The sequence below is a fragment of the Micromonospora sp. NPDC047548 genome (assembly GCF_040642975.1).
Classification (GTDB): domain Bacteria; phylum Actinomycetota; class Actinomycetes; order Mycobacteriales; family Micromonosporaceae; genus Micromonospora.
Map to the genome: position 1 here is coordinate 1 of NZ_JBEYTI010000067.1, position 18,928 is coordinate 18,928.

Annotated in this window: 14 protein-coding genes and 1 pseudogene; 10 read left to right on the forward strand and 5 right to left on the reverse strand. The window is 68.8% G+C overall.

The window, feature by feature from the left end; genetic code table 11:
- Positions 1 to 105 precede the first annotated feature (105 nt).
- Together ABZ807_RS31120 and ABZ807_RS31125 are read left to right on the forward strand one after the other, a co-directional pair.
- The gene (locus tag ABZ807_RS31120; RefSeq protein WP_357165990.1) at positions 106 to 1,983 is read left to right on the forward strand and encodes a glycoside hydrolase family 3 protein; all 1,878 of its coding nucleotides are present in this window, start codon (positions 106 to 108) and stop codon (positions 1,981 to 1,983) included.
- A gap of 74 nt (positions 1,984 to 2,057) precedes the next feature.
- Positions 2,058 to 2,471, forward strand: a complete 414-nt coding sequence (locus ABZ807_RS31125) for an integrase core domain-containing protein (RefSeq protein WP_357165993.1) — start codon at positions 2,058 to 2,060, stop codon at positions 2,469 to 2,471.
- 786 nt (positions 2,472 to 3,257) lie between these two features.
- Here the strand turns inward: ABZ807_RS31125 and ABZ807_RS31130 are convergent.
- Positions 3,258 to 4,061, reverse strand: a complete 804-nt coding sequence (locus ABZ807_RS31130) for an ABC transporter permease (protein ID WP_357165996.1) — start codon at positions 4,059 to 4,061, stop codon at positions 3,258 to 3,260.
- A gap of 1 nt (position 4,062) precedes the next feature.
- Positions 4,063 to 5,022 carry an ATP-binding cassette domain-containing protein gene (locus ABZ807_RS31135; RefSeq protein ID WP_357165999.1) on the reverse strand — a complete coding sequence of 320 codons (960 nt, stop codon included), beginning with the start codon at positions 5,020 to 5,022 and terminating at the stop codon, positions 4,063 to 4,065.
- An 82-nt stretch (positions 5,023 to 5,104) separates the two neighbouring features.
- Here ABZ807_RS31135 and ABZ807_RS31140 point away from each other — a divergent pair, with 82 nt between their 5' ends.
- Genes ABZ807_RS31140 through ABZ807_RS31155 form a run of 4 tightly spaced genes read left to right on the forward strand, consistent with a single transcriptional unit; the run spans position 5,105 to position 9,094 of the window.
- A complete protein-coding gene (locus ABZ807_RS31140) occupies positions 5,105 to 6,226 on the forward strand; it encodes a TetR/AcrR family transcriptional regulator (RefSeq protein ID WP_357166002.1) in 1,122 nt (373 codons plus the stop codon).
- Complete coding sequence (locus tag ABZ807_RS31145; RefSeq protein ID WP_357166005.1) at positions 6,223 to 6,849, forward strand: transcriptional regulator; 627 nt, start codon at positions 6,223 to 6,225, stop codon at positions 6,847 to 6,849. Before ABZ807_RS31140 ends, ABZ807_RS31145 begins: the two co-directional genes overlap by 4 nt.
- Positions 6,846 to 8,384 (forward strand): pyruvate, phosphate dikinase, encoded by a 1,539-nt coding sequence (locus ABZ807_RS31150; RefSeq protein ID WP_357166008.1) that lies wholly within the window; start codon positions 6,846 to 6,848, stop codon positions 8,382 to 8,384. Before ABZ807_RS31145 ends, ABZ807_RS31150 begins: the two co-directional genes overlap by 4 nt.
- Positions 8,385 to 8,398: 14 nt before the next feature.
- Complete coding sequence (locus ABZ807_RS31155) at positions 8,399 to 9,094, forward strand: HAD-IA family hydrolase (RefSeq protein ID WP_357166025.1); 696 nt, start codon at positions 8,399 to 8,401, stop codon at positions 9,092 to 9,094.
- Between the two features lie 446 nt (positions 9,095 to 9,540).
- On the opposite strand, the pseudogene ABZ807_RS31160 reads toward ABZ807_RS31155, so the two are convergent.
- Positions 9,541 to 9,768 (reverse strand): annotated as a pseudogene (locus ABZ807_RS31160) (ADP-ribosylation/crystallin J1); the annotation flags it as partial.
- Positions 9,769 to 10,178: 410 nt separating this feature from the next.
- Here ABZ807_RS31160 and ABZ807_RS31165 point away from each other — a divergent pair.
- On the forward strand, positions 10,179 to 14,207 hold the full coding sequence (locus ABZ807_RS31165) for an SNF2-related protein (protein WP_357166011.1): 4,029 nt from the start codon (positions 10,179 to 10,181) through the stop codon (positions 14,205 to 14,207).
- Positions 14,204 to 14,788: a hypothetical protein gene (locus ABZ807_RS31170; protein ID WP_357166014.1), complete on the forward strand. Its 585-nt coding sequence runs from the start codon at positions 14,204 to 14,206 to the stop codon at positions 14,786 to 14,788. The genes ABZ807_RS31165 and ABZ807_RS31170 overlap by 4 nt, the downstream gene beginning before the upstream one ends.
- Before the next feature lie 39 nt (positions 14,789 to 14,827).
- Here the strand turns inward: ABZ807_RS31170 and ABZ807_RS31175 are convergent, their stop codons facing one another.
- Positions 14,828 to 15,109, reverse strand: a complete 282-nt coding sequence (locus ABZ807_RS31175) for a hypothetical protein (RefSeq protein ID WP_357166016.1) — start codon at positions 15,107 to 15,109, stop codon at positions 14,828 to 14,830.
- A 67-nt stretch (positions 15,110 to 15,176) separates the two neighbouring features.
- Here ABZ807_RS31175 and ABZ807_RS31180 point away from each other — a divergent pair, with 67 nt between their 5' ends.
- On the forward strand, positions 15,177 to 15,467 hold the full coding sequence (locus ABZ807_RS31180) for an integrase core domain-containing protein (RefSeq protein WP_357166028.1): 291 nt from the start codon (positions 15,177 to 15,179) through the stop codon (positions 15,465 to 15,467).
- Positions 15,468 to 15,925: 458 nt separating this feature from the next.
- Complete coding sequence (locus ABZ807_RS31185) at positions 15,926 to 17,665, forward strand: plasmid pRiA4b ORF-3 family protein (RefSeq protein WP_357166019.1); 1,740 nt, start codon at positions 15,926 to 15,928, stop codon at positions 17,663 to 17,665.
- A gap of 356 nt (positions 17,666 to 18,021) precedes the next feature.
- Here the strand turns inward: ABZ807_RS31185 and ABZ807_RS31190 are convergent, their stop codons facing one another.
- The gene (locus ABZ807_RS31190) at positions 18,022 to 18,654 is read right to left on the reverse strand and encodes a hypothetical protein (RefSeq protein WP_357166022.1); all 633 of its coding nucleotides are present in this window, start codon (positions 18,652 to 18,654) and stop codon (positions 18,022 to 18,024) included.
- Between the last annotated feature and the right edge of the window lie 274 nt (positions 18,655 to 18,928).

An 18,928-nucleotide genomic window follows, 5' to 3' on the forward strand; every position in this document is an offset into this window, starting at 1 on the left:
ATGCTCCGTGACAAGCAGCCCTACCAGCAACCCAGCACCAAAAACCCCGAAAACCTCGCCGTTACCGGTTGACAAAGACCATAGAGACACCCCCCGGAGGTTCGCATGCGCCATCGGTTCGATTGGCGAGTCCGCGTCGCCATTGTCTCGGTTGGCGCGCTTCTGTCGTCCACGGCGGCACCGGCGGTCGCTGAGCCGCAGGGTCCGATCGGCGCGGTGAACAGTGGTGGGCCCGGGCATTCGGGTGACGCGGGGTTCCGCGGCAAGATCATCAGCACGATTCGGCACATGACCCTCGAGGAGAAGGTCGGGCAACTGTTCGTCGTCGAGGTGTATGGCCAGGACGTCACCACCGTGTCCCCGGCCATGGCGGCCAGAAACCGGGCGCTGTACGGTGTCGACACCCCGGCCCAGGTCATCGACAAGTACAAGCCGGGCGGGGTCATCTACTTCGACTCCAGGCGCGGGCCCGACAACGTGCGAAACCCGCGGCAAATCGCCACGCTGTCCAACGGGCTGCAGACGGCCGCCCTCAGCCAGCGGCAACCGATCCCGCTGCTCATCTCCACGGACCAGGAGGGTGGCGCCGTCGTCTTCCGGCTCGTCGCACCGGCCACGGAGATGCCCGGCAACATGGCCCTCGGCGCGGGACGATCGAAGGCCGACGCGCACCGCTCGGCCGAGGTGATCGGCGCCGAGTTGGCGGCCGTCGGGATCAACCAGAACTATGCACCGGTCGCTGACGTCAACGTCAACCCCGCCAACCCTGTCATCGGCGTGCGATCGGTCGGTGAAGACCCCACTCTGGTTTCCGAGATTGTGGCTGCCCAGGTGGCCGGCTACCACGACGGCGGTGTGGCCACGGTTGCCAAGCACTTCCCGGGGCACGGCGACACCGCCAAGGACAGCCACTTCGGCCTGCCGGAAGTCACCCACACCCGCGAGCAGCTCGAGGCGATCGACCTGCCACCGTTCCGGGCCGCGATCGCTCAAGACGTCGACACGATCATGACGGCGCACGTCGTGCTCCGGTCGGTCGATTCCAGCGGCGCACCGGCGACGATGTCCAAGCCCATCCTCACCGGGCTGCTACGCGAGGAGCTGAACTACGACGGACTCATCGTCACCGACGCCCTCGACATGCAAGGGGCGACGAGCACGTACCCGCCGAACGTCGCGCCGGTCGAGGCGTTCAAGGCCGGCGCCGACCAGCTCGTGCTGGCGCCGCAGATGGACGTCGCCTACACGTCGGTGCTCAACGCAGTCCGCAACGGCGAGATCTCCACGCGGCGCCTTGACGATTCGGTCTACCGGATCCTGCGGCTGAAGATGAAAAGGGGGCTGTTCGACCATCCGTTCATCGACGTCGAGCTGGCGGACAAGGTCGTCGGCGCGCCCGACCACCTCGCCGACGCGCAACTCATCACCGACCACACCACGACGCTCGTCAAGAACGACGCCGGCGTGCTGCCGCTCACTCGTGACCCGCGGAAGGTTCTCGTGACCGGCTGGGGCGTGACGACGACGAGCACGCTCGGCAGCGCGATCGGCCAACGTGGGCAGACGGTCACGATCGCGGAGACGGGCACGACACCCAGCCAGACCAGGATCAACCAGGTGGTCGCCGAAGCCGCGCGCAGCGACCTCGTGGTGGTATCGACGATGAACGCGGCCAGTGTCAACCTCGACACCGGGCTGCCCACCGCGTCGGCCGCCGCTCAGCAGGCTCTGATCAAGGCGCTGCTCGTGACGGGGAAGCCGGTCGTCGTTTCGGGAATGCGCAACCCCTATGACGTCTCGTACCTCACCGCGGCGCCAACCTACCTGGCCACCTACGGCTACACGGCCGCCTCGATGGAGTCGCTGACCCGCGTGCTGTTCGGGGAGGTCAACCCCGTCGGCAAACTGCCCGTCACGATCCCGCGCGCGGACGGTGCGGGTGCCCTCTACCCCTTCGGACACGGGCTCAGCTACGGCGGCTGACCGGCGGACGTAGGGGTCGATGGTGCAGGCGAGCATGGTCCACATGACTTGGCATGGTGGGAGGGATAGCGACCATGACCATCGCGCCGCAGCTTGACGGCGTCCCCGAGACGGCGTTGTGGACGCTGCATCATCGTGTCCTGGAGACGAATAGGCACGACGCGATCCTCGCCGACGCCGGTATCAAGGTCGTGCTCAGCGGCGTCCAGATGCCCCGCATGAACTCAATCATCGAACGGTGGATCCAAAGCTGCCGCCACGAGCTGCTGGACCGAACTCTGATCTGGAACCAGCGCCATCTGCTGCACGCCCTGCACAAGTACGAGCGGCACCACAACGCCCACCGGCCCCACCGGGGGATTTCGAACGCTCGGCCGCTACATCCGCTGCCGGAGCCAATCACCGTCCCAGACACGATCACACGCCTCGACATCCGTCGGCGTGATCGTCTGGGTGGCGTCCTCCACGAATACGAACACGCCGCCTGACCTGTGCGGACGAGGTTTTCGGCACGCACAGGGTCTGGCGGCAGAACTGCCCCCAGCCGTCATCGCCGACGTACTCGATATAAGCATCTGCAGCGCCGCCAGGTGGGCACGCCAAGCCGCTCGGGACTGGACGCCGTACCTGCAGGCACGCCTTCTGCAGTCACCTGATCCCTGAACCGCCGTCGGCTGCATCCGCAATTGCCGAAGTGAGTGCATTGCGCTGGAGGGGCGACATGTTTGCGATCGGATCCATTGTGGGCCATTGAGCGGCACGACGCCGACCCGGACTTCCTATGAGCGCTGGTTCAGAGTGAATACGTCCCAGTCTCCCTGGGATTGGTTCTTCGGCGGCCCCTCGGGCAGGACTGATGCGGGCGGTTGGCGGGCAAGCATGGTGAACCTGGATGTGCGTGCCCAGGAACGCTGCTCCGAACATCCGTCGCGGTGTACCGAAGCGCGAGCCTCACGCGGCGAGCCACCCCAGCGCTTCTGCGCCCTTGCTTCGTCATTCCCAGGCGCTCGCCGATCTCGCTCCACGTCGCGCCCGCCAGCCGGCAGGCGAGAATCTCATCGGCCAGCTCCTGATTCAACGCTTGCAAACCGCTCTCATAGCGCTCTAACGCGGCGGTAAGCCGTGTTAGCCGGTCCGGAACTTCAGATAGCTGGCGGTGAGATATTCCGGTCACGCCCACCTCTGTAAATCATCGAAACCCTGGTAGTCGTTTGAGTGCGGCTTTGGTGTGGCCATGTCGATGCCCAGCCTTCGGTCTTTCTGGTCGTTCGCGATTATTCGCGGCGACCGTAGATCCAGACCGCCATCGGGCAGAACACCAGGAATATCGCCGCACACCAGATGAGTGTGGTGGTGATCCGGTCGCCGGGCGGCGTTCCGTTGAGCAACGCGCGGCAGGCGTCCATGACGGCGGTCACCGGGTTGATGTGTACCCAGGATTGCAGCCAGCCGGGGAGGCTCGTGGTGGGGGTGGCGAGGCTGGTGCCGAGCTGAAGCGGTAGGAAGGTCAGGAAACTGAACGCCAGGACGGCCTCGGCGTTCTTGACCATGACGCCGATGAGCACGGTGATCCAGCTGATGCAGAAGCCGAACAGGACGGCCAAGCCAATGGCGGCGAGGGTGGTGGCGATGCCGGCGTGGCTGCGGAAGCCGAGGATCGTTCCGAGCAGGAACAGGATCGCGACGCCGATCAGGTAGCGGGCGATGTCGGCGAGCACGGAGCCGAGCAGCGGCGCCAGGCGGCTGATGGGCAGGCTTCGGAAGCGGTCGGTGACGCCGTTCTTCAGATCTATGTTGATGTTCGTGCCGGTCGAGACGAGCCCGGCCAGGCTGGCGCCCATAACGATGATGCCGGGGAACAGGTATTGCACGTAGTCGTCGGTTGAGCCAGCTACCGCCCTACCGAAGAGATACAGGAAGAGGACGAGGAAGAGTGCGGGGGTGACCACGCCGTTGACGATGGCGCCTGGATTGCGGGAGGTCTTGGCGAGGCTGCGGCGGGCGAGGATGAGGCTGTGGCGTAGCCAGCGCGGCGGCCGGCCTGCTTGCGCGTTGAGTGAGTGGGTGGGCGTGGTCATGTCAGGGCCTTTGCGGAGTCGGCGTGTCGGCTGCTGCGTCGGTCAGGGCGTGGAATGCTTCGTCGAGGCTGGGTAGGCGTAGCGACAGCTCGCTGACGTTGACGGCTTGGCGGCGTAGTTCGGCGGCGATCTGGAAGAAGTCGTCGTCATCGGAGACCGGCACGGCGAGTTGGTGCCGGGTGGCGCGTGCCGGGGTTCGGTCGGTGACGGCGGTGAGGATGGCGGCGGCGCGATCGGCGTCGGCGGGGTCGTTGACCCGCACGTTGACGGTGTGTCCGCCGACCTGTTGTTTGAGTTGAGCTGGAGTTCCGCTGGCGATGACCCGGCCGTGGTCGATAACCATGACGGCGTCGGCGAGGGTGTCAGCTTCTTCCAGGTACTGGGTTGTCAGCAGGATGGTGACCCCGTCGGAGCTGAGGTCGCGGATCATCTGCCACAGCTCCTCGCGTTTGCCCGGGTCGAGCCCGACCGACGGTTCGTCCAGGAAGACCACCTGGGGGTGGCCGACGAGGCTCGCCGCCAGGTCGAGCCGGCGGCGCATGCCTCCGGAGTACGTGGCGACGCGCCGGCTGCCTGCCTCGGTGAGGCCGAACCGGGACAGCAGTTCGTCGGCCCGGCGGGTGGCGTCGCGCCGGGTCAGGTCGAGGAGTTGACCGATCATGACAAGATTCGCCCGCCCGTCGAGTTCCTCGTCGACGCTCGTGTGCTGGCCGGACAGGGCGATGCGCCGGCGTACCTGTCCCGGTTGGCGCGTGACGTCGTAGCCGGCCACATGCGCGGTTCCGCTGTCGGGCCTGAGCAGGGTGGCAAGGACACGGATGAGGGTGGTCTTACCTGCGCCGTTGGGGCCCAGCAAACCCAGAATTTGGCCTCGGGGAATAGCGAGGTCGACGCCGTTGAGGGCGGTGATGCCGCGGAAACGCTTGGTGAGCCCGTGTGCTTCCAGGCCGTGGTCGGTCATGGCGCTCCCTTCGGTGAGAACCTGCAGACAGGCAACATCCGGATGTTCTCAACATCCGGATGTTGATAGTATGTTGCAGTGGATGAACGCGGTAAAGGGGGTTCAGATGGTGCGCTTGACCCGGGCGCAACAGCAGGTGCGGACGCGTGTAGCCGTGCTGGCGGCGGCGACGCAGGAGTTCGCCGAGCACGGCTATGCCGACGCCAAGGTTGATCGCATCGCCGCTCGGGCGGACCTGACCCGAGGTGCCGTGTATTCGAACTTCCCGAGCAAGCGGTCGTTGTACCTGGCGGTCCTGCTCGAGTCTGTGCCGCGCACGGCCGCGCTGGACGCGCCCGCGGCGGCGATGGATGTGGCGACGGCAGCCGAGGCCTTTGCGCGCGTCTGGCTCGAGCGGCTGCCGCTGGCCGGTGATCCGCCCGCCGCCGGCAAACTGAAGTCCCAGTCACTGACCGGGGTGTTCGACGACGAACCCGGGCGTACCGCCCTGGCCGAGCTCACGATGTTGGAAGGCCTGCTGCTGGCTCTTGCGCTGGAGTCCTGCCAGCCGCCCGATGCGGGTCGGCGGGTTCGGCTGGCCGAGCTGATCCTGACCCTGTTGAACGGAGCAGGTCATCTTGCCCAGGCCGCGCCCGGCTTCGGTGACCCGTTCGACGTAGCGCGAGCCTGCCATCATCTCGCCGGCCTCGATGTGGTCGACGTCTGGAACCCGCCCCACCTGCCGTACGTCGCCGCACCCGAACTGTGTCGCGACACCTGGACGCCGCCTACGGAGTTGACGGATGCGATCAGCGACCGTCCCGTCGGGTTCGACAGCGACGGACTCATCGTGGTCCTCGGAACAGGCCGCCTGGGGGCGGCCGAGGAAGCGGTTCGTGCCGCCCGGCCGGGGGATCTCGTCACTGTCGCGGTCGTCACGAGCGACCCGGCCGAGACCGGAGCACTGGTCCGGCTGAGGATCACCGACCTCGCCGCCTGCCTGCGGCGGCTGTTCGGGCCGGCGATCAGCCCGTCGATGCGCCTCGTCCTCGATGACCAGGCCGCGCTCGCGTCCGCCATCGGCGCCGGTACCGCCGAGGACACCGAAGCCGCGATACGCATCCGAGCCGGGAAGATCATCGCTCGGGCATACGGCCGGGGCGCCGCCTATGCGGCAGCAACCACCCCGGTGGCCGAGACGCAACGCGAGAGGGATGAACGATGACGGGCTCCACGGGATCGGTCGTGCTGCACGTGCTTCGCTGCATCGGATTCGCCGAGCTGTCCCGCCTTGCGGATGCAGTCGGCCTCCCTGCGGCGGAGGTGGAGTCCCACCTGATCGATCTCGCCGTGGCCGGCTTGGTGACGCGGACACCGGGCGAGTTCGGCGGGTGGGGTCTCACCGAGGCTGGCCGCGTCGAGAACGCCCGACGGATTACCGGCGAGGTCGACGCCACCGGTGCCCGGGATGCCGTGGCCGCGGCGTACGAGAAATTCATGGTGCTGAACCCCGAGCTGCTGGATCTTTGCTCCGCATGGCAGCTGCGTACCGTGGACGGCGTTGTGACGCCGAACGACCACTCCGACCGCGCGTATGACGCTCGGGTCCTGGACCGATTCGCTGACCTGGACCAACGTGCCGAGGCTGTGTGTGCGGATCTGTCCGCGGCGTTGCCGCGGTTCCGGCGGTACCGGATCAGACTCGCCGCAGCGCTCGACCGTGCCCAGGCCGGTGCTCTGGAACAACTGGTCGACAGCACCACCTCCTATCACACCGTGTGGTTCCAACTCCACGAAGACCTGCTCGCCACCCTCGGCATCCCGCGTCAGTGGGCCACCATCCGATGAGCTGGATCTATCCCCTCACTCCCGGCACCGACGAGTCCCCGACGCTGCTTGGCGGTAAGGGACACGGTCTCGTCGTGTTGCGGCGTCTCGGCCTGCCCGTCCCGGCCGGATTCGTCATCGGCACCCACGCCTGCCGCACCTTCCTCCGTGACGGGCGGTTACCGGAGGGCCTTGACGCCGAGCTGGCCACCGCCGTCCAAGGACTTGAGGCGGCCACCGGGAGGCGCCTCGGTGCCGCCCGACGGCCCCTGATCGTGTCAGTTCGGTCCGGCGCCGCCGTGTCGATGCCTGGCATGATGAGCACCGTCCTCAACCTCGGCCTCACCACCGAGGCGACCGCCGGACTGGCTGCCGAGACCGGCAACCCGGCCTTCGTACAGGAGGCGCGCCGGCAATTCCTGACCAGCTTCGCGGCCGCCTTCCACGGGACCACGGACGACGCGGAAGCAGGCACGCGGCTCTCCGGCATAGCTGTCGCTGACGACGCGATGGACCAGCTGCGGGCGGCGGTGTGTGCCGTCTTCGCGTCCTGGAACACCCCGCGCGCCATCACCTACCGCGAACTGCACGACATCCCGCACGAATCAGGCACTGCCGTGATCGTCCAAGCAATGGTGTTCGGCAGCCGCGACGAGCGCAGCGGCACCGGCGTCGCCTTCAGCCGCGATCCCAACACCGGCGAGAAGACCCCGTTCGGTGACGTCCTGTTCGGCCGGCAGGGCGAGGACGTCGTCTCCGGGCGGTCCAGCACCCGGCCGTTGCCCGAGCTTGCCGACCGGGAGCCGGCGGTATGGGAAAACCTCCTGGCGGCCCTGCACCGGATCGAACAGCACTACCGCGACGCCTGCCACGTCGAGTTCACCTTCGAGGCAGGCCGCCTGTGGCTTCTGCAGGTACGGCCCGGCGGCCTGACCGGCCGCGCCGCGATCCGCGTCGCCGTCGACCTCGCCGACGAGCAGCTCATCGACCGGCACACGGCCCTACGGCGGATCTCACCACAGCATCTGCGCAACGCCCACACACCCCGGATCCGCACCGGCGACGGGCTCGACGTCCTCACTCGCGGCCGGGGCGCATGTCCCGGTGTCGCGGCCGGGCGCATCGCGGTCACCGCCGACCGGGCCGCACGCATGGCCGCCGACGGCCCGGTCATTCTCGTACGCCCCTGCACCTCACCGCTGGACATGCACGGCCTGGCGGCCGCCACCGGGATAGTCACAAGCCGTGGCGGACCTACCAGCCACGCGGCCGTCGTCGCCCGAGCCATGGGCAAACCCGCCGTCGTGGACGCCACCGCCCTCACCGTCGACGTGGTGGCGGAGTGTGTGCGGGCCGACGAACGCGTCGTCGCCGAAGGGACACTCGTCACCATCGACGGCACCAGCGGAGAAATCGTGATCGGCAACCCGGGCAGCGCCACCGTAACCATCGACAGCCACCTGAACCGCCTACTGGATTGGGCCGACGAGATCTCCGGCAACCGATCGCAACGCCCGGACCAGGAACGCCTCATCGCAGCACACGCCCGGCTATGAGGCGCCCGAGCATGATGCATCAGCAACGCCTCCAGCGGCCCGGTATCCGGGCGGTCCTGTTCGACTCGTCCGGCACGTTGATCCAACCCGCGCCTGCGCGTTCCTACCAGAACTTGGAGGAAATCCTCCGGCGGCATTGGCCGGCGGCGCCCATTGAGGACCTGCCGCACGCGTTCCGGTCCGGAGCCACCATGCTCGAGCGTGCGCAGAGGTTCGGAACGTGGGAAGGCTACTGCCGCACCGTCCTGGCCGAACTCGGGATCGGCCGGCCGCCGCAACCACTGCTGGACGAGCTGATCGCCGCGGATCTGAACCCAGTACAGCCCTTCCCCGAGGTGCCCACCACCCTCAAACGACTGCACGAGCGAGGCCTGCCGATGGCGGTGGTCACCGACAGCCTGGAGACCGCAGAGTCCTTACGGGCCAGCTACGAGCAGATCAGCCTGCGCGGCTACTTCCGATACTTCGCCGTGGCCGGCGAGCTGGGCTCCAGGAAACCGGACCAGGCGATCTACCGGGCGGCAAGCGAGGCGCTGGGCGTGCCACCACCACACACCTGTTACGTAGACGACAACGCCGACCTGGTCGCCGCCGCCATCAGCCTCGGTTACCGCGGTCTCGCGCTCTGCCGCACCGGCACGCCCACACGGCCGGACCTGCCATACGTCTCCGCCCTGGACGAGATCCTTGAGCGCATCAACGACCCGTGATCGCGTACTCGTGCAGCACGCCGGGTTCGAGGGATTGCAGAATTGCGCTCACACCGCGCGACCACCGACTGGTAGCCGGCCTCCATCTGGAGCCACCCGGCTGGGCGGTCCGAGGCGGCGCCTCACTGGTACAGCGATGACACTTCGTGATCATGTTCTGCGGGGCGGGCCTGCCGGCGTTGCAACCATGTCGGCCACATCGCCAGCTCCAACTGCAACATGTGGGCAAGACCATCGGTGGTTGACCGGCGGTCATTCTCATCACCTTCGAGGTTGATGATCCCCTGCCGCTCGGGCTGGATCGACCATACATCTCCTGGTTCATAAGGCTCATCAGGCGAGGCCATGGCCAGGACCACTACGCCGATCCCTGTCTCGGCGCACCAGAACCGCCGGTAGTCGGGCAGGTCCGCTTCGGTCGTGATCTCCTCGAAGGAGAGCCCCAGGTTGAACTCGTCGAGTTCCTCGGCCGGCACCCATAGCTCGAGGATGTCGCGCCCGCCGACCTGTTGAACCGGGTAACGGGAAGCGAACTGCCGGCCGACCTCGAAACGGGTGACGTAGCCGACGCCGGAGGCGGGCACGTTCCAGTCCCTGGCAATCATGATGGCGTACTGCTCGTTGAGGACCGGGTAGAAGATCGGCTGGTCGGGCAGGCGGGGCGGCCACGCCTGCTGATGAGTCAATCTACCCGGCCGGACAGGCCCCGGGGTGGGGTCCACCGTCAGCTCGACGCTGGCGTTCTCGGCGTTGTCCAGGCTGCTGGAGGTGGTTTCGACCACCGGACGGCACCGCATCATCGACCATTCCATGATCATCTTTAGGGCGGCGCATCAGCCACCACTCCCCTGCTTGATTGAGTAGGTTCGCGCCGGTGGCGGGTCCCGTACGGCACGGAACGCCCGGTGACCGGCGACGGGATGGTGTCTGTGCTGGTAGAAGGCGTGTGGCCCCTACCGCCACGGGGCTGATAGCGGGGAGTGCATAGCCGGACCGGCTCACCGCGTGTGCGACGGGGCACGGTACACGCGAGGTTCCGCGGGCCGGTCGCGACGCGGAGAGCGGCTAACGGTAGACAAGAAGCGTGTCAGATCAGTCTCCCCTGATTCCCTCGCCCGCAGACCTGGCCCGCGTCCGGCGCCTGCCCGCGCCGCCGCAGCCGTCGCGGGGCAGGCGGCTTGCCGAGATCGAGAAGGAACGCGCACGGTTGGCCGTTCGGTCCCTGGTCGCCGACCCCGCCACGGACTTCACCGCTCTGGACGTCGACGAGTTCTTCGTGGCGCTACGGTGTGCCTGCCAGGACGGCGCGGTCAGTGCGGCGCTGATCGCCGAGGCCGGACGCCGTCTCTCTGACGGCACCGCGGCGTCGCGGGACCTGCATCAGGTGCTCTTCGCCGCCGGTGACGACGACGGGTGGAGCGACGTTCGCCGCGCGGCGATGGCTGTCGTTGCCCGGCAGCCCCACCTCGCGGTGGAGGTCGTCAATCTGGAGGTCCAACGCCTCGGCGTGGCGCCGATGCGGGTGATCGAATCGGCCGGTGAGGGAGGTTTCACCGCGCGGGCGGCGCTCGAGCGCGACGGCGTGACCGCCGAGGGGCAGCCCTGCTTCGATACCAGCAAGAAACGAGCGAGCCAACGGGCGGTGGTGTCGTTACTCGCGGTGCTGGTCGGGGTCCCGGCCCCGGCGGCGCCCAGGCCACAAGGGGCCTCGGGGTCGGGATCGTCCCGGGTATCTGGTCGAGGGTCCGCGGTGGTGGCGTCCGCCCACGATGGCCCGGTGTCCGTGCCAGCCACGCCCGCGACGAGTCCCGCTGATCTGGAGGCATGGCTGGACTACGCGGTCGGCCAGCCGGAGCCCGACCCCGAGTTGGCCGACCGGCTTGCATCGGGAAGCCTGACGACACGCTCGCTGTACCTGCTGCTCTTCGAAACCCAAGCGCAGGGATGGGTCCGCCACCGCGCCAGAGCATGGGATTCCCTCGCCGCCACCCCCGCGCAGGCGCCGGGGGTCCTGTCGATGCACACCCAGGCCCGCTCCTGGCCCCCGGCCGCCTATGTGGAGGTGGGTGAACGCACCGCGCTCGCGTACGTGACGACACCTGACGGGCCGGTCGTCGGCGAACCCGCCGTCGCCGCCGGGATCCGAGCAGCTCGCGTGTCAGCCGCACTTGCCCTGGTCAGGGATCTCTCGCCGCCCGTCGACGGAGACGGTGGGCCGGGAGGTCCCGCGGCCGGGGGCAATCCGGTCGGCCTCCTCAACGAACGCGCCCAGATCGGCGTCGTCGCGGACTTGACCTACGCGCAGGACGCGACGGGCCCCGCCCACCGGCTGGTGTTCACCTGTACCGCCAGCTGCGTCCACGCTGCGGACCGCTACGTCAGCTCCGCCGAGGCCACGAGCAAGAACGCGGCGAAGGCGGCCGCCGCCGCGGAGCTTCTGGAACAGGTTCTCTGCGCGGAACGAGCACACCTGGCCCGCCTTGCCCGTACTCGCCGCGAACAGGCCCGAAGTCCCGAGGGGATCGTCACCCGGCTGCTGCAGGCTGGCTGCCCCGTGGACTTCACCGACTGGCGCTTCCGGATCGGCGGCGACCTCCCCGAGCCTTTGGCGGGATACGAGCTACCTGTCCTGTCCGCCCTGCCGGTCCTGGCCACTCTCGACGGTGAGGTTCACCCATCGGCGCGAACCTGGGCAGCTGCCGCAAAGGCAGCCCTGGAGGCGGTCGCGGCCCGGCGCGTCTACCCGGCCCTGGACGCCGACGGCCGGGACTGTTGGCGGCTCGCCCTGAACGTCGGGCCGGACCCTGACCTCGCGCGGTTCGTCGACACGGTCGCGGAGGTGCTGCTGCGGCCTCCGGGAGCGCGCCTGGTGGTTGGGGATCTGCCGTACGCGGGAGCCGCGCGCCTGCTCGGCCCGGACGCCGCCGAATGGGTCGATCGCGCTGCCGATGCCGCCGAAGGGACCGCCGCCGCACCCCTGGTGATCCGCCTGAGCCCACCCGACCGCGACGGTCTGCCGCTGCGCGCGCAGCTACGAACAGCCCACGCAGGCAGGGACTCGGGCGGGGACGCGCCCGGGGAGAGCCTTCTCGGTCGTGCCGAGGAACGGCTGGTGCGCAGGGCCTGCCGGCAGTGGCCGCCCCTGGAGCGTGTCCGGCGCGACGGGACGCTGGGCGGCGCCGAGGCCGCCGAACTCCTGGGCCCGGAGGGGGAGCGGCTTGCTGCGCTCGGGGTCACGGCGGAATGGCCGGCCGACCTGGTCACCGCCAGCGACCTGGGGAGGCAGATCATCGTCGCGTCCCAGGCCCCCAGCGGCTCGGGCGCCTTCTCTCTGGCAGGCGAAGCGGATCTGACCTGGCAGCTCAGCCTGGACGGGAACCCGTTGACGGAGGAGGAGACCGAGGCGGCCGCCGAAGCGGTCGCGGGGGTCATCCGGATCCGCGGACGCTGGGTCGTCATCGACGCCGAGACGCGGCTGCTCGCCCGCAACCACAGCGCGGGCCGGCTCACCGCGGCACAGGCCCTGGGTGCGGCGCTCACTGGCCAGGTGACGGTCGGCGGACGGGACGTTGCCTGCTCCGCGGCCGGGCGCCTGGCCGATCTCATAGCCACCCTGCGCGCGGCCGGCTCCAGTCCGCGCGACAGCCTCGCGGTGCCGGACGGCCTGCATGCGACCTTGCGCCGGTACCAGCGTCTTGCCGTGCAATGGCTGGTGCGGACGACGTCTGCGGGGTTCGGGACGCTGCTCGCCGACGACATGGGCCTCGGCAAGACCCTCACGGTAATCGCCTACCGGCTGTCCCGGGAGGACGCCGGCCCGTCGCTTGTCGTCTGCCCGGCGTCGCTGATCGCCAACTGGGAACGGGAGTTCGCGCGGTTCGCGCCCGGCGTCACCGTCCGGCGCTACCACGCAACCGGCCGGTCCCTCGACGGCCTGGAGCCCGGCGAGGTTGTCGTGACCACCTACGGGACCCTGCTGCGTGACGCCAGGGTGCTCGCCGACGTTCCCTGGGACCTGGTCGTGGCTGACGAGGCGCAGCAGATCAAGAACCACCGCTCGCAGGCTGCCCGCGCCTTGCGGCTGCTGCGCCCGGCGGCGCGGGTCGCGGTGACGGGCACCCCCGTCGAGAACTCCTTGACAGAGCTGTGGGCAATCCTGGACTGGACGAACCCGGGGCTGTTCGGTTCCCTGGCCGCATTCCGCGAACGGTTCGGCCGTGCCGCTGAGCGGGAAGCGGCCGACGCTGTCGCCGATCGTGACGCGGCGCGCCGACTCGGCCGACTCATCGCGCCGTTCGTCATGCGCCGCCGCAAGACGGACCCGGACGTCGTCCCCGAGTTGCCCGACAAGGTGGTCAACGACCGCTACGTCGAGCTCACCCGCGAGCAGGCCGCCCTCTACCAGGCGGCCACGGCAGAGGCTTTCGGGCGGATCACGGCCAGCGACGGCCTGCAACGGCGCGGCCAGGTGTTGCGTCTGCTGCAGTCGCTGCGACAGATCTGCAATTCGCCCGCGCACTACCTGCGCGAGTCCCCGGACGGGTGGGACGCCGCGAGGCAGGCCGCCCGGTCCGGCAAGCTGCAGGTCCTCGAAGAGCTGATGGAAGCGGTCATCCTCACCGACGACGCCGCACTGATCTTCACCGGGTACGTGTCCATGGGGCACCTCATCCGCGCCCATCTCGATGCATGCGGCATCCGGGCGGAGTTCATCCACGGCGGCGTACCGGTGGCAACCCGGCAGAAGATCGTCGATCGTTTCCAGTCCGGTGACGGCGACGCGCTCGTCCTGTCGGTCCGTGCGGCCGGGACCGGGTTGAACCTGACCCGGGCCGGGCACGTCATCCATTTCGACCGGCCGTGGAATCCCGCCGTCGAAGACCAGGCCACCGACCGGGCGCACCGCATCGGTCAGCACCGCCTCGTCGAGGTCCACCATCTGATCGCCGAGGGCACGGTCGAGGACCGCATCGCCGGGTTCCTCGCCCGCAAGCGGCAATTGACTGAAGCGGTCCTGCCCGGTGAGCCGATGGCACTGACTGAACTGTCCGATAGCGAACTGTCCGCGCTGGTGAGCCTCGGCACGGACCTGAACACGGGAGGCGCAGCGTGAGCGCGAGCCAACATACTCACCCGGATCCGCGGGCCTGGGAAGGCTGGGAGACGCCACCGGGCGTTCCCGGCAAAGGGCTCCTGGACCTGCTCGCCGCAGACGCGGCAGGACGGGCCACCGCCATGCTTGCCGGCAGCACCACCCGCACGGAGGACCCGCTGATCGACGCGGTACGGCTGCTCGCATCCGCCTCGGGAACCCCGCACACCACGCAGGCGGCACAGCTGACCGGCATCCCCGAGGATGACCTACGGCGACTCGCCCTCGCGTATCGACACGGCGGCACCGCAGGCGTGTCCGCGGCGATCGAAGCGACACCGTGCGGCCCCGACGAAATGTCCGCAGCGGTGGACGAGGTCCACAGACGACGGACATTCGCCGTCGGCGAGCTGTCCATCGACGCGGGAACGATCACAGATGCCGGTGCCGGGGTACGGCTGCGGCTGGGACCGGACGGGCGGTGGTATCCTTTCACGCTCGCGCGCAGACAATGGTGGCCCGCCAACGGCGCCAACGCCTCTGCCGGCGCCGCCTACCAGGCAGCAGCGCGTGCGAGGTCCCTGCGCCGCGCGAACGGCTGACCTCGAATCCGAGCGGGGGTACGGCGGCCTGGACCGGACTCACCAGCATGAGGGCATTGCGGCGCGCCCCAGCGCGGTGAACGCCACCCGACGCGCATCCGGTGGGTCGTCGAGGCGCAGCGCGCCGAAGCGGACCAGCACACCGACGGCGGCACGGACATCGCGGTCATTGCACCGCCGCCACGTGTCCCGATGGGTGGCCGGGACACCGGCGACCCGGCCGCCGCGGCTGACCGCGTCCCAACCCCACTGGCACACCAGGTCCAGGCCGGACCAGCGTGCGTGTTGATCCCGGCGAGGATCGCCCGGATGCCAGTTCACGTTCCTGGTTAGGGACCGGGCCGGACAGTTCACCGCCGCCTTCGACGCCGTACTGGCCGACGCCGGCATCACCGTATGCAAGATCCCACCACGTAGCCCACGCGCGAACACCTACGCCGAACGGTTCGTGCGCACCGTCCGCAGCGAGGTCACCGACCGCATGCTCATCAGCGGCGAACGGCACCTACGCCGAACACTTGATCAGTACGCGCGACACTACAACGCGCGGCGTCCCCACCGGGGCCTGCAGTTGCAGCCTCCGCAATCCGACCGACCCGTCATCGACCTAACCAAAGAGCGGATCAAACGCCGGCCGGTCCTCGGCGGGCTGATCAACGAGTACGAACGAGCCGCGTAGCAAGCCCAGCTCAGACCACTGTGACAGGGTTATGGAACCCCACAGGGCTGACTTGCTTGCTGATCGCCGGCAGGAACGACAAGAACATCGCCCCGTCCTTTGACCGGGCGGAGCGTCGCCGGAAGCCGTAGCCGAGGAAGACAAATACCACGTCTGCGGTACAGCTCGGGCAGCCGGATGCTGCCGGCAGCACCCGCGGAAACGCGATCGCCGAGTGACACGCCCGCTGATCCGCTATTTGTCGCTGATCCTCGAACCACCTCGCTTCCCCCGCCAGTGGCGGCATCGTGACCCTACCGGCCGTCAGTTCGCTGCCAGCAGCGGGAACCACGGCCATGGCGGGCCGGCGATGGCTGGTAGCCGTGGCGGCAGGCCCCAGACCGCGGTCGTCGTTCTGCTCCGGACCGCCGGCCCACCTCGCTTCGATGTCCTCGAACGGGCGCGGATAGGGTCGCCGGATGGATCCGCGCCCCCTCGCAGTGGAAGCTCCTGCCGACGTCGCCGGTGCGGCGCTGCTGGCCCGTGGTTGCATGATGGCCGATCAGGCATGCGAGCTGGCGCGCTGGGTGGGACGTGACGGCCGGCCGGTGACGGCCAGCCGGGTGTTGCGTCGCGCTGATGTTGCTGCCGCCGGGGCCGTGCTGGGGGTGCCGGTGCCGGCCAGGGTACGGACCGCGGCGGATGTGCCCGGGCTGCACCGGCCGTGGAGCTTTGCCCTCGGCTCGGGACTGTTGAAGATCACCGGCTCCGTCGCTGTGGCTGGGCCGGTGCTGGAGCAGTGGCCATCGTTGGGGGACGCCGAGGTCCTCGATGCGTGGCTGGCCGGGTTCCGCGCGGTGTGCACGGTCGAGTCCGATCCCCGGTACGAGCAGGGCGTGGCCACCCTCGCGTTCGCGTTCCTGGAGGTAGTGGCCACCCGGCCCTGCCTGGACCCGAGCCATCTGTGGCACTGGTTGGGCGAAGTCGTCGAGGAGCACGAGGAAGACGGCGACCGGTCCGACCACGTGCCGTTTCACGTGCTCACCCAGTATGTGGATTCGGTGACCGGCGACCGGTTCGCCGGGATGGTGGATCTGCTGGGCCGGTTGGGGGCGGTGACCGGCACCAGCACCCGGACGGTTGCGGTGACCAGGCTGGGCCAGTGGGCACGGGCGTGCGCACGGGCGGATCGGCCTCGGCGGATAACCGCGGACCTACCCGCCAACGAGGTGGTCGAACTGCTGGCCGATTGCGTGCGCCGGGGGGCGGATCCGTGGTCCGCCGCATGGCGGTGGCTGGAACCACGGCCGGCGGCCGACGCGGCGCGGGAGCTGCTGACGGCTGCGGCCGGGGTGTCGGCGGTGGCCCGGATCGGGGCGGGCGACGTGGCTGGCGGGCTGGGCGAGCAGGCGCTGGGAGTGTGGCGGGAGGCCGAGCGAATCCCGGAACTGGGGCCACATGCCCGGGCGACGCTGGCCGCCTGGGACGGCGGGGGGCCGCGTCTGGCCCAGGTCGACACGTGGTGGCTGGCGGTCGAACATGCCGCGGCCGCCCTGGAGGGGCCCGGCCCCGATGAGGCGCTGGCGCTGGTGTACGACCGGATCCCGGGCACGGACCTGCAGTCGCGCCTGGACGCGGTGGCCGGGTGTGACCATCCCGACGCGGGGCGGGTGACTGCCGCGCTGACCGCGTTCGTGTCCTCAGGCGTTGCCCGCTCGGTCGACCAGGTCTACCAGCTCAAGGTTGTGCTGATGCGTTGGTCTCCGTCGATCTTGCGGAGGGTGCTGGTGCCGGCCATCGCCACGTTCGGTGACCTACATGCCGTGATTCAGGAGCTGTTCGGGTGGGACGGTGACCACCTGCACATGTTCGAGGTCGGTGGCAAGCGGTACAGCGACCCGTTGTTCGATCTGCGTAACTCGGCGATGGCCGACGAGTTCGCGATCCGGTTGCGGGACGTGTTCACCGGCGCGACCAAGAAGGTCCGCTACGAGTACGACTTCGGCGCGAGCTGGTGGCATGAGGTCACGCTGGAGAAGGTTCAGGAGCGCGGACCGGGAGCGGCGTACCCGATCTGTATCGCGTTTGCCGGCGACTCCCCTGTGGAGTATCCGTCCGAGGAGGAGCCGCAGGACCCAGAGCCATTCGACCTGGTCGCAACGAATCGTCGTCTGGCCAGGATCGGCCAACTCGTTGAGCCGGATGACCAGGACCAGTGACCGTGCCACCATCGGACAGCGAGTCAGGGGAACGGATAGGCGCCAGGCGCAATATCCGGAGCTGGCACCAGCGGAACGTGGATTTCGACGACGTCTGCCATGACAACATGATCCATCAGACGGGAACACGGCTGATCCGGCAGTACGTGGTGCCCAGCGCCGCGGCGGAGGTCAGCGCGCACGCGGCGCGGCATGAGCGGTGCGCCCGCGCGGATCGCGCTGATCTTGGGTGGTTGCTCCTCGATGTTCTCACCGAACGCGTAAGGCGAAGAGCTCGGTCGCGGTTGGCTCCGACGCGGCGTTTTGGGCTGAATCAAAGAACTTCGCCGGCCCTGGGCTTTCGCCGTGCTGTCCCATCACTCGTACGGCGGCGCCGTCATCTCTGAAGGGGGCGCCCACGGCACGGATACCGAGCCTTTGCGCGTCTCCGCCTGCCCCGCGGACGGGGCGAGTCCGGCAACACCCTCATCACCAACCCGCCCCGGGAGCGTCCGGTGCCGCCGATGCGAGAGACCGCGAGCCATCGGTTCAACTGCCTGCCCCGAGTCTGGTTCGCCACCGGGTCCTACCAGCGCCGATTCATGAGCCAGCATCGTGAGCACGGTGGCGACATCGGTGCGTTCGGAGAGAAGCAGGCCGCTGGAGGCTCTGGTCCATCGCCAGGCCAGTAACAGCGTGAACCGACGGACCGTCTCTTGGCGGCTTGGGCACGGAATCATGATCAGATGACAGGCGACCACCGCCGCCCAGGCCGGTCCCTGAACCGCAACCTGGTCGCAAATGAACCGGGCCGACTGGAGATTGGCCAGCATCATACGCAGGCGGCGCCGCATGGCAGCGGAACCGTTGACGGGCACCGCGAATCCGGCGACGCCGATCGCGCTGAAATGGCAACGGCGTGCGAGGAGGCGCGATGCTGGTCCCGCGTCGCCTCGAGACAGCGCTGCGACAGCTCGACGCAGACGTCTTGTGACCATGAACAGGAACATGGCATCGCCTCCAGATACTGCGCTGATACAGCGAGGGGGAATCTGGGCGGCGCTGCCCTTGGTGGTGCCTTCCCGAGTCTGAGTGTGTCAGTAAATCGGACCCACGAGACAGGCAGGGGTACCGAGCCACCAGCCCCGTCGGCCGGTCCGAATGTGGTCGGGGCCCAACTTGTGGCGTATGTCAAGGGTCAGGACGAAGTCCTGTCCGATGGCCTTGGGTTCTCCTTGTGGGCGGACAGCAGAAATCCATGCTGGTGGCCAGGTGATCTCCTGG